Source organism: Streptomyces sp. NPDC005202 (assembly GCF_040608235.1).
In the GTDB taxonomy this organism is placed as follows: Bacteria; Actinomycetota; Actinomycetes; order Streptomycetales; family Streptomycetaceae; genus Streptomyces.
Genome location: NZ_JBEXHW010000004.1, coordinates 395,186 through 408,829 on the forward strand (window position 1 = coordinate 395,186; position 13,644 = coordinate 408,829).

The 13,644-nt window shown below is 69.3% G+C and carries 12 protein-coding genes and 2 pseudogenes; 9 read left to right on the plus strand and 5 right to left on the minus strand.

Annotation, left to right across the window (positions count from 1 at the left end; genetic code table 11):
- Positions 1 to 19 precede the first annotated feature (19 nt).
- On the plus strand, positions 20 to 1,048 hold the full coding sequence (locus ABZV31_RS10935) for a BMP family ABC transporter substrate-binding protein (RefSeq protein WP_355891047.1): 1,029 nt from the start codon (positions 20 to 22) through the stop codon (positions 1,046 to 1,048).
- 114 nt (positions 1,049 to 1,162) lie between these two features.
- On the opposite strand, the gene ABZV31_RS10940 is transcribed toward ABZV31_RS10935, so the two are convergent.
- On the minus strand, positions 1,163 to 1,507 hold the full coding sequence (locus ABZV31_RS10940) for a hypothetical protein (RefSeq protein ID WP_355891050.1): 345 nt from the start codon (positions 1,505 to 1,507) through the stop codon (positions 1,163 to 1,165).
- A gap of 341 nt (positions 1,508 to 1,848) precedes the next feature.
- Here ABZV31_RS10940 and ABZV31_RS10945 point away from each other — a divergent pair, with 341 nt between their 5' ends.
- From ABZV31_RS10945 to ABZV31_RS10975, 7 genes are all read left to right on the plus strand, one after another.
- Positions 1,849 to 2,901, plus strand: a complete 1,053-nt coding sequence (locus tag ABZV31_RS10945; protein WP_355891053.1) for a BMP family ABC transporter substrate-binding protein — start codon at positions 1,849 to 1,851, stop codon at positions 2,899 to 2,901.
- A gap of 230 nt (positions 2,902 to 3,131) precedes the next feature.
- On the plus strand, positions 3,132 to 4,811 hold the full coding sequence (locus tag ABZV31_RS10950; protein WP_355891229.1) for an ABC transporter ATP-binding protein: 1,680 nt from the start codon (positions 3,132 to 3,134) through the stop codon (positions 4,809 to 4,811).
- Positions 4,808 to 5,935, plus strand: a complete 1,128-nt coding sequence (locus ABZV31_RS10955) for an ABC transporter permease (protein WP_355891056.1) — start codon at positions 4,808 to 4,810, stop codon at positions 5,933 to 5,935. Before ABZV31_RS10950 ends, ABZV31_RS10955 begins: the two co-directional genes overlap by 4 nt.
- Positions 5,932 to 7,194, plus strand: a complete 1,263-nt coding sequence (locus ABZV31_RS10960; protein WP_355891059.1) for an ABC transporter permease — start codon at positions 5,932 to 5,934, stop codon at positions 7,192 to 7,194. Before ABZV31_RS10955 ends, ABZV31_RS10960 begins: the two co-directional genes overlap by 4 nt.
- A complete protein-coding gene (locus ABZV31_RS10965; RefSeq protein WP_355891062.1) occupies positions 7,191 to 7,592 on the plus strand; it encodes a cytidine deaminase in 402 nt (133 codons plus the stop codon). The genes ABZV31_RS10960 and ABZV31_RS10965 overlap by 4 nt, the downstream gene beginning before the upstream one ends.
- A gap of 76 nt (positions 7,593 to 7,668) precedes the next feature.
- Positions 7,669 to 8,952 (plus strand): thymidine phosphorylase, encoded by a 1,284-nt coding sequence (locus ABZV31_RS10970; RefSeq protein ID WP_355891064.1) that lies wholly within the window; start codon positions 7,669 to 7,671, stop codon positions 8,950 to 8,952.
- A 95-nt stretch (positions 8,953 to 9,047) separates the two neighbouring features.
- Positions 9,048 to 9,632 carry a Uma2 family endonuclease gene (locus ABZV31_RS10975; protein ID WP_355891067.1) on the plus strand — a complete coding sequence of 195 codons (585 nt, stop codon included), beginning with the start codon at positions 9,048 to 9,050 and terminating at the stop codon, positions 9,630 to 9,632.
- Between the two features lies 1 nt (position 9,633).
- Here the strand turns inward: ABZV31_RS10975 and ABZV31_RS10980 are convergent.
- Together ABZV31_RS10980 and ABZV31_RS10985 are read right to left on the minus strand one after the other, a co-directional pair.
- A pseudogene (locus ABZV31_RS10980) lies at positions 9,634 to 9,960 on the minus strand (AEC family transporter); the annotation flags it as partial.
- A gap of 202 nt (positions 9,961 to 10,162) precedes the next feature.
- Positions 10,163 to 10,761, minus strand: a pseudogene (locus tag ABZV31_RS10985) (AEC family transporter); the annotation flags it as partial.
- 155 nt (positions 10,762 to 10,916) lie between these two features.
- Between ABZV31_RS10985 and ABZV31_RS10990 the strand changes: the two are divergent.
- Positions 10,917 to 11,303: an STAS domain-containing protein gene (locus ABZV31_RS10990; protein ID WP_355891232.1), complete on the plus strand. Its 387-nt coding sequence runs from the start codon at positions 10,917 to 10,919 to the stop codon at positions 11,301 to 11,303.
- Here ABZV31_RS10990 and ABZV31_RS10995 read toward each other — a convergent pair.
- Together ABZV31_RS10995 and ABZV31_RS11000 are read right to left on the minus strand one after the other, a co-directional pair.
- Entirely contained in the window at positions 11,187 to 12,200 is a 1,014-nt protein-coding gene (locus tag ABZV31_RS10995; protein ID WP_355891070.1) for a sigma-70 family RNA polymerase sigma factor, read from the minus strand. The two genes, ABZV31_RS10990 and ABZV31_RS10995, sit on opposite strands and share 117 nt — an antisense overlap.
- A 124-nt stretch (positions 12,201 to 12,324) precedes the next feature.
- Positions 12,325 to 13,608 (minus strand): MFS transporter, encoded by a 1,284-nt coding sequence (locus tag ABZV31_RS11000; RefSeq protein ID WP_355891073.1) that lies wholly within the window; start codon positions 13,606 to 13,608, stop codon positions 12,325 to 12,327.
- Between the last annotated feature and the right edge of the window lie 36 nt (positions 13,609 to 13,644).

A 13,644-nucleotide genomic window follows, 5' to 3' on the forward strand; every position in this document is an offset into this window, starting at 1 on the left:
CAGGTTCTCCCAAGCCGCGGTGACCGTAGCGGTCATCGCACTCGCCGCCGCCGGGTGCGGCAAGTCCAGCACTGAGTCGTCCGGCGGCTCCTCCGAGTCCGGCAAGTACTCGGGCAAGGGCATAGGTCTCGCGTACGACATCGGCGGCAAGGGCGACCAGTCCTTCAACGACGCCGCGTTCGCCGGGTTCCAGAAGGCCGAGAAAGAATTCAAGATCGGCGGCCGGGACGTCGAGCCGAACGACAACGAGTCCGACGCCGACAAGGTGCAGCGGCTCGAGCAGCTCGCCAAGGCGGGCTACAACCCGATCATCGGCGTCGGCTTCGTGTACGCGCCGGCCGTCAAGGAGGTCGCGGCCAAGTACCCGAAGGTGACCTTCGGCATCATCGACGACGACAGGGTGAAGGCGAAGAACGTCGCCGACCTGGTCTTCCACGAGGAGCAGGCCTCCTACCTCGCCGGTGTCGCCGCCGCCAAGGCGACCAAGAAGAACCACATCGGGTTCATCGGCGGCGTGGACATTCCGCTGATCCACAAGTTCGAGGCCGGGTTCGACCAGGGTGCCCGGTCCGTCAACCCGAAGATCAAGATCGAGTCGCAGTACCTGACCCAGACGGCCCAGGAGGGCGGCTTCTCCAGCCCGGACAAGGGCAAGGACGCGGCGAGCGGCCAGATCGAGGCGGGCGCCGACGTGATCTACCACGCGGCCGGCCTGTCCGGTCAGGGCGTCATCCAGTCCGCGGCCGAGCACAAGGTGTGGGCCATCGGGGTGGACTCCGACCAGTACCAGCAGGCCGCCCTCGCCAAGTACAAGGACTGGATCCTCGGCTCGGCCCTCAAGAACGTCGGCGGTGCGGTGTACGAGCTGACGAAGTCCGTCGTCGAAGGCAAGCCGCTGAGCGGCGAGGTGCGCGGCGACCTCAAGTCGGGCGGCGTCGGTTTCGGCGACTCCAACCCCAAGTACAAGGCGATGAAGGACGTCGTCGCCGCCGTGGACAAGGCCAAGCAGGAGATCATCGACGGCAAGGTGACCGTCAAGACCCAGTGAGTGGTCTCCTGAGCCGCCCAGCGCCGACGAGGGAGCCCCCGGCCGATGCGGGCCGGGGGCTCCCTCGTTCACGGTCGTCCGCGAGCGCTGAGCTCGCTCGGTGAGACCGACGGATCAGACCGGTTCGTCCGTCTCGATGTAGATCTTGTACACGCCGACGCCGGAGCTTACCGGGTCGGTGGTGCAGACAGCCTTCGACGTCTCGCCCTTGCGGGTGTTGACCCACTTGCCGTAGACGGTGGACGTGGTGCCGCGCGGCCCGACGCACACCACCTCGACGCGGTGGTTGCTGAAGCCGGTGATGCCCCCAGTGCACTTGCCGTAGCCGGTCGCGCCGTCCGCCGACACCCAGGTCGAGCAGGTCGACGCGGCCATGGCGGGTGTCGCGATACCGACCACGGTGCCCCACAGGACGATGCCGGTGCCGACCGCGGTGGCGGCGAGCTTCTTGAGTTTCACGATCCTCCCCTGGATCCCCAAGAGATACCGCAGGCGGGTCTGACTTGCGGGGATGCGCATCTCGATCACGGACTCTGCCGAGGGACACCGGTGAAAAGATCAAACCTGGGAAGGATCTTGAAGGCGCGGAAGCCTGGTACTTGACACCGCGCCGATGCGCGGCCGGCGACCGCGTGTTTGCAGAGCGGACGACTTCCGCGCTTCGGGGAGTTGCTTGCGCGAGGGATCAAAACGGTCGGATAACACTCTGGCAAGGTGGGGTTCTCTGGTATGTCTACGCGCGTTACGCTGCGGCGGAACCAGCGCCTGGTATGGGCGCTTGCACAAAGGAGTCTCGTTCCATGCGCCGGGTGTCCCGTATCGCGGTTGCAGGCGCTGCAACCGCAGCCCTTGCCGTCACCATGTCTGCCTGTGGCAGCAGCAGCTCGTCCAGCTCTTCCGCCGGGGGCGGCAAGAGCAAGGGCATAGGTCTCGCGTACGACGTCGGCGGCAAGGGCGACCAGTCCTTCAACGACGCCGCGTACGCGGGCCTGACGAAGGCCGAGAAGGACTTCGGGGTGAGCGGCCGGGACATCGAGCCGCAGGACGGCGAGTCCACCGCCGACAAGGTGCAGCGGCTCGAGCAGCTCGTCAAGGCGGGCTACAACCCGATCATCGGGGTCGGCTTCGTGTACGCGCCGGCCGTCAAGGAGGTCGCGGCCAAGTACCCGAAGGTGACCTTCGGCATCATCGACGACGACAAGGTCCAGGCGAAGAATGTGGCGGACCTGGTCTTCCACGAGGAGGAGTCCTCCTACCTGGCCGGTGTCGCGGCGGCCAAGGCGACCAAGAAGAACCACATCGGCTTCATCGGCGGCGTGGACATCCCGCTGATCCACAAGTTCGAGGCCGGCTTCGTCCAGGGTGCCCAGTCGGTCAACCCGAAGATCAAGGTCGAGAAGCAGTACCTGACGGAGACGGCCGACCAGGGCGGCTTCTCCAGCCCCGACAAGGGCGAGAACGCGGCGAACGGCCAGATCGACGCCGGTGCGGACGTCATCTACCACGCGGCCGGCCTGTCCGGTCAGGGCGTCATCAAGTCCGCTGCCGAGCACAAGGTGTGGGCCATCGGGGTCGACTCCGACCAGTACCAGCAGGCTGCCCTGGCGAACTACAAGAACTACATCCTGACCTCGGCCCTCAAGAACGTCGAGGGTGCCGTCTACAACCTCGCCAAGTCGGTCATCAAGGACGGCAAGCCCGAGACCGGCGTGATCCGCGGCTCCCTGGCCAACGGCGGCGTCGGCCTGGCCGACTCCAACCCGGCCTTCAAGAACAACGCCGACCTGCAGGCCGCGCTGAAGAAGGCCGAGGAAGGCATCAAGAACGGCACCATCAAGGTGAAGTCCTCCTGACCCGACCGTGTCAGGTGCCGGTAACGACCGGTCGGTCCAAGGCATGGCCAAAAGAGCGCTGTAATGGCAGCGTTACGGCCACCCGAACGGGGCGCCGGGAGGATGACCTTCCCGCGCCCCGTTCGCGCGGCAGAATGCTCGGAACGGATCGAGTGCGATCAGGTCCGGGCACTATTTAAAGCAGGGGCGCTACGCGCGTAGAGCGGCCCCTTTCCCGAGGAGAGTGCGCCATCGACGCGTCCAGCAGCCCTCCGCTCACCGCTCAGTCGACAGTCGCGGTAGAGCTGGCGGGCATCACCAAGCGATTCCCGGGTGTCGTCGCCAACCACGACATCCACCTGACGGTCCGCAAGGGAACCGTGCACGCCCTGGTCGGCGAGAACGGCGCCGGCAAGTCGACCCTGATGAAGATCCTCTACGGCATGCAGAAGCCGGACGAGGGCACCATCGCGGTCGACGGCGAGCAGGTGACCTTCCACAGCCCCGCCGACGCCATCGCCCGTGGCATCGGCATGGTTCACCAGCACTTCATGCTGGCCGACAACCTGACCGTGCTCGAGAACGTCGTGCTGGGCAGCGAGAAGCTGTACGGCATCGGCGGCGGCGCCCGCAAGAAGATCAAGGGGATCTCCGAGCGCTACGGCCTGAACGTCCGCCCGGACGTCCTTGTCGAGAACCTCGGCGTCGCCGACCGGCAGCGCGTCGAGATCCTCAAGGTGCTCTACCGCGGCGCCCAGACCCTCATCCTCGACGAGCCGACCGCCGTGCTCGTCCCGCAGGAGGTCGACGCGCTCTTCGGCAACCTGCGCGAGCTGAAGGCCGAGGGCCTGTCCGTCATCTTCATCTCGCACAAGCTGGGCGAGGTCCTGTCGGTCGCCGACGAGATCACCGTCATCCGGCGCGGTACGACCGTGGGCACCGCCGTCCCCTCCGAGACCACCCCCCGCCAGCTCGCCGAAATGATGGTCGGCAGCGAGCTGCCCACCCCGGAGACCGCCGAGTCGACGGTGACGGACAAGCCCGTGATCGAGGTCAAGGGCCTCACCGTCTACGCCAGCGGGCCCCCCGCCCTCGGGGAGCTCGCCGAGCCCACGGGCACCGGGCTGCTCACGGAGGAGGTGGCCGAGGCCGACGGGGTGCGCCGCATCCTCGACGACGTCACCTTCACCATCCACGCGGGCGAGGTCATGGGCATCGCCGGCGTCGAGGGCAACGGCCAGACCGAGCTCATCGAGGCGCTCATAGGCCTCAAGTCGGCCCACTCCGGCAGCATCTCCTTCCTCGGCCAGGACATCACCGCCTGGCCCACCCGCAAGCGCCGCGAGCACGGCATCGGCTACATCCCCGAGGACCGCCACCGGCACGGCCTGCTCCTCGAGGCCCCGCTGTGGGAAAACCGTATCCTCGGCCACGTCACCGAGCGCCCCAACGCCAAGGGCTTCTGGCTCGACCCGAAGGGCGCCCAGGAGGACACCCGCCGGATCGTCGAGGCCTACGACGTGCGCACCCCGGGCATCGACGTCACCGCCGCCTCCCTCTCCGGCGGCAACCAGCAGAAGCTGATCGTCGGCCGCGAGATGAGCCACAGCCCGAAGTTCCTGATCGCCGCGCACCCCACCCGCGGTGTGGATGTCGGCGCGCAGGCCGCGATCTGGGACCACATCCGCGAGGCCCGCCGCGAGGGCCTGGCGGTGCTGCTGATCTCCGCCGACCTGGACGAGCTGATCGGTCTGTCGGACACCCTGCGGGTGATCTACAACGGCAGGCTGGTCGCCGACGCCGACCCGGCCACCATCACCCCCGAGGAACTGGGTTCGGCCATGACGGGTGCCGCATCCGGTCACCTGGAGCACGTAGAGAACGCCACAGAAGGCGACGCAGACGCCGGTCCGGAGGACGAGGCCCGATGAAGAAGTTCGACAAGGAGCGGGTGCTCCTCGCGGTGGCCGGTCCGGTCATCGCGCTCGTCGCGGCGATCCTGCTGACCTCGGTCGTGCTGATCGCCTCGGGCAAGAGCCCGATCGAGCCGTACACCCTGATGCTGCAGCAGGCGACGTATTCCGACGTCCAGGTGCTGATCATCAACCAGGCGTCGATGTACTACCTGGCGGCGCTCGCGGTGGCCATCGGCTTCCGCATGAACCTGTTCAACATCGGCGTCGACGGCCAGTACCGCCTCGCCGCGATGATGACCGCCGTGGTCGGCGCCAACATCGCCCTGCCGGCCTTCCTGCAGATCCCGCTGCTGCTGATCGTCGGCATGCTCACCGGCGCCTTCTGGGCCGGCGTCGCGGGCGTCCTGAAGGTCACCCGGGGCGTGAGCGAGGTCGTCGCCACGATCATGCTCAACGCCATCGCCACCAGCCTCATCGGCTACCTGACCCTCTCCGACGTGTGGGGCGTGCAGGTCGGCAACAACATGACGACCGGCATCATGAAGAAGTCCGGCTGGTTCCCGGGCATCGACCTCGGCGCGGACGTCGGTGAGATATACGGCCTGGTCTTCCTCGCCATCGCCATGGGCGTCATCTACTGGATCGTCCTCAACCGCACCCGCTTCGGCTTCGACCTGCGCGCCACCGGTGAGTCGGAGACCGCAGCCGTGGCCTCTGGCGTCGACGCCAAGCGGATGGTGCTCACCGCGATGCTGATCTCCGGAGCGGTCGCGGGCCTGTCCGGCCTGCCGTTGCTGCTCGGCGACGCCCACACCTACAGCCTGAGCTTCCCGACCGGCCTGGGCTTCACCGGTATCACCATCGCCCTGCTCGGCCGCAACAACCCGGTCGGCATCGCGTTCGCCGCGCTCCTGATCGCCTTCCTCGACAAGGCCTCTCCCGCCCTCGACTACGCGACCCCGGTGGCGTACGAGAAGGAGATCGCCACGATCATGCAGGGCCTGATCGTCTTTGCGGTCGTCATCTCCTACGAGGCCGTACGGCAGTGGGGTCTGCGCCGCCAGCAGAAGCGGGTCGGTGCGGAGCTCGCCGCGGCCGCCCAGAACAACTCCGAGAAGAAGGAGGTGGCGGCCCGATGACCACCGCGACCATCGCGAAGCCGCAGGCCAAGCAGCCCGGCAAGGGCAGCCGCCGGGTCTCCCTTCCGGTACTCCTGCTGATCATCGCGGGCGTACTCGTGCTGACCTCGATCGTCCGCCTGATCACCGGCGCGGACGGCATCACCTCGACCGGCCAGATGTCCACCGCGCTGCGCCTGGCGGTGCCGATCGGCCTCGCGGGCCTCGGCGGTCTGTGGTCCGAGCGCGCGGGCGTCGTCAACATCGGCCTCGAGGGCATGATGATCCTCGGCACCTGGTTCGGCGCCTGGGCCGGCTACCAGTGGGGCCCGTGGACCGGTGTCGTCTTCGGCGTCATCGGCGGTGCGCTCGGCGCGGTCCTGCACGCCATCGCCACGGTGACCTTCAACGTCAACCACATCGTCTCCGGTGTGGCGATCAACATCCTGGCCCTCGGCACCACCCGCTACCTGTCGAAGTTCACCTTCGAGAACGCCCCGCAGGGCTCCTCCAAGCAGTCCCCGCCCATCGACTCGCTCGGCAGTTTCGACATCCCGGGCCTGTCCAGCGCGCTGGACACGCTCAACGGCAGGCACTGGTTCCTGGTCTCGGACATCGCCGGCCTGCTCGGCGGTCTGATCACCGACCTGTCGCCGCTCACCGTCATCGCGGTCGCCCTCGTACCGGTCACGTGGTGGGTGCTGTGGCGCACCGCCTTCGGTCTGCGCCTGCGCTCCTGCGGTGAGAACCCGGTGGCGGCCGAGTCGCTGGGCGTCAACGTCTACAAGTACAAGTACATCGCCGTGATCATCTCCGGCGGCTTCGCCGGCCTCGGCGGCGCGTTCCTGTCCATCGTGGCCTCGAACGTCTACCTGGACGGACAGACCGCCGGCCGCGGCTACATCGGTCTCGCCGCGATGATCTTCGGCAACTGGATGCCGGGCGGCCTCGCCCTCGGCGCGGGCCTGTTCGGCTACACCGACAGCCTCAACCTGCGCGGCGGCACCACCAACGTGCACGCGCTGATCCTGCTGCTGGCGATCCTGCTGGTGTTCGGGGTGGCGTACCTCGCCTGGAAGAAGAAGTACGTCCCCGCCGTGATCACGGCCGTGGTCTCGGCCCTGATGTTCGCCTGGTACGTCGGCACGAACGAGGTTCCGAAGCAGGTCGTGACGGCGACCCCGTACATCGTCACCCTGCTGGTCCTGTCGCTGTCCGCGCAGCACCTGCGGATGCCGAAGGCGGACGGCCTGCCGTACCGGAAGGGACAGGGCAAGTGACCTCCCCCGCGGACGTCGACTGGGAGGCGCTGCGTGCGGTGGCGCGGGACGCCATGTCCCACGCGTACGCCCCGTACTCGGGCTACCCGGTCGGCGCCGCGGCTCTGGTCGACAACGGACGGATCGTCTCCGGCTGCAACGTCGAGAACGCCTCGTACGGCATCAGCCTGTGCGCCGAGTGCGGGCTGGTGTCGGAGCTGCAGCGCACCGGGGGCGGCCGCCTGACGCACTTCACGTGCGTGGACGGCAACGGCGACATCCTCGTGCCGTGCGGGCGCTGCCGCCAGCTGCTGTACGAGTTCGGCGGCCCGGACCTGCTGCTGGAGACCCCGGCGGGGATCCTGCCGCTGTCGGAGATGCTGCCCCAGGCCTTCGGCCCGGACCATCTCACCAAGTAACTCCCGTGCGGCCCCTCTGAGTTGCCCTTCGCGGCTCAGGGGGGCCGCACACCTTCGCAACCTCGGAAGGAACGCCATGGCCATGGACGCCATCTCCGTCATCCGCACCAAGCGGGACCGCGGCGAGCTCAGCGACGAGCAGATCGACTGGGTCGTCGACGCGTACACCCGCGGAGAGGTCGCCGACGAGCAGATGTCCGCACTCGCGATGGCCATCCTGCTCAACGGCATGAACCGCCGGGAGATCGCCCGCTGGACGGCCGCGATGATCGCCTCCGGCGAGCGCATGGACTTCTCTTCCCTGTCCCGGCCGACGGCGGACAAGCACTCCACGGGCGGTGTCGGCGACAAGATCACGCTCCCGCTGGCCCCGCTGGTCGCGGCCTGCGGCGCGGCCGTCCCGCAGCTGTCGGGCCGGGGCCTCGGCCACACCGGCGGCACGCTGGACAAGCTGGAGTCGATCCCGGGCTGGCGGGCGCTGCTGTCGAACGAGGAGATGCTGTCCGTGCTGGACAACGTCGGCGCGGTGATCTGCGCGGCCGGCGACGGCCTGGCGCCCGCCGACAAGAAGCTCTACGCGCTCCGTGACGTGACCGGCACGGTGGAGGCGATCCCGCTGATCGCCTCCTCCATCATGTCCAAGAAGATCGCGGAGGGCACGGGCTCGCTGGTCCTGGACGTGAAGGTCGGCACGGGCGCCTTCATGAAGACGATCGAGGACGCGCGGGAACTGGCATCGACGATGGTCGGCCTGGGCACGGACCACGGGGTGAAGACGGTCGCGCTGCTGACGGACATGTCGACCCCGCTGGGCCTGACGGCGGGCAACGCGCTGGAGGTCCGCGAGTCGGTCGAGGTCCTGGCGGGCGGCGGCCCCGCGGACGTGGTGGAACTGACTCTGGCGCTGGCCCGCGAAATGCTGGACGCGGCCGGCGTGAAGGACGCGGACCCGGCGAAGGCCCTGGCCGACGGCTCGGCGATGGACGTCTGGCGCCGCATGATCGCGGCCCAGGGCGGCGACCCGGACGCCCCCCTGCCCACGTCGAGGGAACAGCACGTGATCAAGGCCGCGACGTCGGGCGTCCTGACCCGTCTGGACGCGTACGACATCGGCATCGCGGCATGGCGTCTGGGCGCCGGCCGCGCCCGCAAGGAGGACCCGGTGCAGGCGGCGGCAGGCGTCGAGATGCACGCCAAGCCGGGCGACACGGTCACTGCGGGCCAGCCCCTGCTGACCCTCCACACCGACACGCCGGAACGCTTCGAGTACGCGCTGGAGGCGGTGGAGGGCTCGTACGACATCGCGGCGCCCGGTACGGACTTCACGCCGTCCCCAGTGGTGCTGGAACGTATCGCCTGACCTGGGGTTTCCCCTTTCGGGTGAACGGGATCGGTGGACCTCCGCCGGTCCCGTTCGGCATGCTGGGATCGGTGACGCACCGATAGGAGACCGCCATGAGCGCACTCACCGTCAGCCACGACCCCGAGCAGAGCTGGGACGACCTCGTCCGGTTCTGGGAGGAGATGGAATGGCCTGAGGGCAGCAAGGTGGAGATCATCGAGGGGATCATCACCGTGTCACCTGCTCCCGCGTACCGCCACAACGTGATCGCGGCACGCATCCAGCGTCGCCTCTACTCCGTGATCCCCGAGAACTGGGAAATCTTCCAGACACTGGCGATCGCCGTGCCGTCACGTCTGGGCATGCTCATCCCGGACATCGTGGTGGCCCCGGTGCGGGAGGGCGCGGACACGGACACCCACATTCCGGCCGCCCTCGCCGAACTCGTCGTCGAGGTCACCTCCAAGGCCAACGCCCGCCACGATCGCATCAGTAAGCCCGCCGCCTACGCCACCGCAGGGATCCCGCTCTACCTCCTCGTCGACCGCTGGGCCCCCGAAGGCCCCACGGCGACGCTCTACGGAGAACCGAAGGGTGACGTCTACCGCCCCCTCAGCGCCGTCAAGTTCGGCGAGGTCATCAAGCTCCCCGCGCCCTTCGATCTCGTCATCGACACCAGCGAGTTCCCCGAAGCCTGAGTCACCCGAGCAACGCCGCCACCACGACGAGCACCGCAACCGAAGCAACCGTCGACAGCAGGATCGCTTCCCGGGCCAGCGACTCACCGACCCGATAGCGGCTCGCGTACGTGAAGAGGTTCTGCGCGGCGGGCAGGGCCGAGGTCACCACCACGTCGAGCAGGGGCGCCCCGTGCAGGCCGAAGACCCCCGTCGCCAGTGCCCAGGCCGTCACCGGCTGGCCCACCGACTTCAGGGCGACCGAGAGCAGCACGGGGAAGCGGTCGGAGCCGCGCAGCGGCAGAGTGGTGCCGCACAGCGAGATGCCGAAGGCAAGCAGAACCGCGGGCTCGAAGATGCCCCCAAACACCTATCAGTCGCAAGGCTACCGCCCTCAATCCGGTTTCACCGAGGGGGGCTTAGAGCCATGCCACGGAAGCGCAACCGCGCCAGTCTCGGGACCGTGCGCCGCGCTGTTGCCGAGCTGCGGAACCGTGGCCTGGTCGCGCGAAGGGGACGTTCGTTCTCTGATTTGCGGCTGGGGGCATGTCCGCGGGCACCGACATGTTCCCGATCAGGGTCAGCGGATCCATGACCGGGCTCGGTACCTTCACCCCGATCGCTGAGACGCCACCCCGGACAGCTGACCCCACCGCGATCGGGTTGCGCAACGGCGTGAGCAGGCACCGCCACAGCGGGCCCTTCTCGCCCCCGTGCCGGAGAGGTCCAGCACGGTGAGCGCGATCGGCGTGACCATGATCTGCTGGAACAGCAGGACCGGGGCCACCAGCGAGGCGTCGCCCAGGACGTACACCGCGATCGGGATGCCGAGGTTGCCCGAGTTGACGTAGCTGGAGCACAGGGCGCCGATCGTGGTGCGGCCCACGCCCCAGTGCCGTAGCGCGCCGACCGCCACGAAGACGCCCGCGGCCGCCGTGCTCATCGCCGTCACCAGCAGCCGGCTGGAGAAGATCACCGACAGGTCGGCCCGGGCGAGCGTGGTGAACAGCAGGGCCGGGGACGCCACGTGGAAGGCCAGTCTGGTCAGGACCTCACGGCCCTGGTCGCCGAGCGAGCCGCGCCGCCCGATCACATAGCCGATGCCGATGACGACGGCGATGACCGCGAATCCGCTCAACACCCCCTGCACTCGGCCTCCTTGGCGGGCAGGAGGCCGTCGGGTATCCAGGGCGGTGCTGATCCGTGGGGCATACAGCCAACCCTCCGGGGCCGGAGGGCAGCGGGTCAATGTGATCCATTGTGGGTCCGGCACGGCCCGGCACGACGCCGGTCCCGGCGTACGCGATGAGTTGTGCCCGCCCGGACCGTCTACCGATCGTGGATGCCAGGACACCGCGCGTGCTCGTGCTCCTCGGCCCCGTCACCCGGGACGAGGTGGCGGGGCTGTGCGACGAGGTGCGGGTGCTGCTGGAGGCCGGCGGCGCCGGGGCCGTGGTGTGCGACGTGGGTGGGCTCGGGCCGCCGGGGCTCGGCGTCGTCGACCTGCTGGCGCGGCTGGAGCTCACCGCCCGGCGGGCCGGGAGCCGCATCCGGCTGCGCGACCCCGACCCGGCGCTACACGCCCTCCTCGACCTCGTCGGCCTCCGCTTCGAGACGCAGGGGCAGCCCGAACAGCGGGAACCAGCGCTGGGTGTCGAGGAAGCAGTGGAACCCGGTGATCCGGCCCTCTGAGATCTCCAGGACCTGCACCGCCCACGGGGTGAAGCCGCCCTTCTCCGGGTCCGGCTTGTAGTGGGCGAAGCCGGGCAGGCCGTTGGCCTGGACCGGCAGCAGACGGGAGCCCGCGCAGGAGGCGCCGAGCGTGGTCATGAAGCCGGTGATGTCCGCCGGGCCGGTCAGCCACAGGTCGAACGGCGGCATCGTCATGATGGCGTCCTCGTGCAGCAGGGCCGTCAGTGCCGTCATGTCGTACCCCTCGAACGCCTTCACGTAGCGCTCCAGGAGCTTTTGCTGCTCCTCGTCCAGCGGGTCCGACACAGCCGCGTCTGCGCCCTTGTCGTCCCGCTCGGCGAGCGTCGCGCGCGCCCGCTGCAGGGCGCTGTTGACCGACGCGACCGAGGTGCCGAGCAGCTCGGCGACCTCGCTCGCCCTCCAGGCCAGCACCTCGCGCAGGATCAGCACTGCCCGCTGCTTGGGCGGGAGCTGCTGCAGGGCGGCCATGAAGGCGAGCCGCACGGACTCCTTGGCGACGGCCGCCTCCGCCGGGTCCTCGACCGTCGGCAGCACACGGGCGTCGGGCGCCGGCTCCAGCCATGTGTGGTCCGGGCGGGGGGAGAGGGCCGCCCGGGCGAGGGGGGTCGACTCGGTCAGGTCCATCGGCCTGGCGCGCTTGTTGCCGGCCGTCAGCATGTCCAGGCAGACGTTCGTCGCGATGCGGTAGAGCCAGGAGCGGAGGCTGGAGCGGCCCTCGAACTTGTCGTAGCTGCGCCAGGCTCGGACGAGGGTGTCCTGGACCGCGTCCTCGGCCTCGAAGGACGAGCCGAGCATGCGGTAGCAGTAACCGGTCAGCTCGACCCGGTGCTTCTCCAGTTGTGCGTCGAGGTCCGTCGTCGCCGTGCCGTTGGTCATCGTCCACCCACCCCTGTGGCCGCTCCCGTCCGGTGCGCGTCATTGCGCCCAGCACTTCGGAAGCTACCGCAGGGCACTGACAATGGCGCCCGGAGTGAGGAAAGGGCCAGGTCGGCCCAGGGGGTTACGCCGTCACCGGCTCCCGTCGCGCGGCGACCCGCGCCGCCCTCGACCCGAACACGTTGATCGTCACGACGCCCAGGACCGCCAGCAGACCGACCCCGACCGTTCCGGCCCAGCCCTCCGCGTGGAAGGCCGTGGCGCCCAGCGTGCTGCCCGCGCTGGAGCCGATGTAGTAGGCGGACTGGTAGAGGGCGGAGGCCTGGGCGCGGCCGTGGGTGGCCGTCTTGCTGACCGCCGAGGAGGCGACCGCGTGGCCCGCGAAGAAGCCCGCCGTGATCAGGACCAGGCCGAGCAGGACCAGGGGGAGGGAGCCCACCAGGGAGAGCAGCAGGCCCGTCGCCGTAGTGGCGCCCGCCAGGTAGAGCGCGCCCCTGCGGCCCAGGCGGCCCACCAGCCTGCCCGCCGCCGACGCCGAGACCGTACCCACCAGGTACACCAGGAAGATCGATCCGATGATGCCCTGGGGGAGCGAGAAGGGCGCTTCCGTCAGGCGGTAGCCGATCACCGTGTAGACGCCGCCGAACACCGTCATGAACAGCGCGCCGATCGCGTACAGACGGCACAGCAGCGGATCGGCGAGGTGGTCGCGGACCGTGCGGGCCAGGACGCGGGGGCGCAGCGAGCCCGGCTTGAAGTGCTGCGGTGCGGGGAGCAGCAGGCGGAAGGCCACCGCACACACCACCGCGATCACACCGATGACCCCTACGGCGACCCGCCAGCCCCATTCCTGGGCGACCCAGCCGGTGATGACCCGGCCGCTCATGCCGCCGACGCTGTTGCCCGCGACGAAGAGGCCGATCGCCGTGACCAGCGCCTTGGGGCGGACCTCCTCTGCCAGGTACGCCTGCGCCGAGGCCGGGAGCCCTGCCAGCGCGGCGCCCTGAAGCGCCCGCAGCGCGACCAGCGCGCCCAGCGACGGGGCGAAGGGCACCAGAAGGCCGACCGTCACCGCGACCGCCAGCGACCCGGTCATCACCGTACGCCGTCCGAACCGTTCCGACAGCGCGCTCATCGGCAGGACGAACACCGCCAGGCCGCCCGTCGCGGCCGCCACGGTCCAGCTCGCCTCGCTCGCCGCCACCCCGAACTCGCCGGAGACCAGCGGCAGCAGCGCCTGCGTGGCGTACAGCAGCGCGAAGGTCGCGACACCTGCGAGGAAGAGGGCAAGGCTCATCCGGCGGTAGCCGGGCCCGCCCGGCGTCATACGGGAGTCGGCTGCGTCGACGGCAGGGACAGTGGGTGCGGCGCCCACGCCGGTGGACGCCCCGGTATCGGCGGGAGACATGCTTCGACCGTAGGAACCCCGCGGTTCATCCGTCCA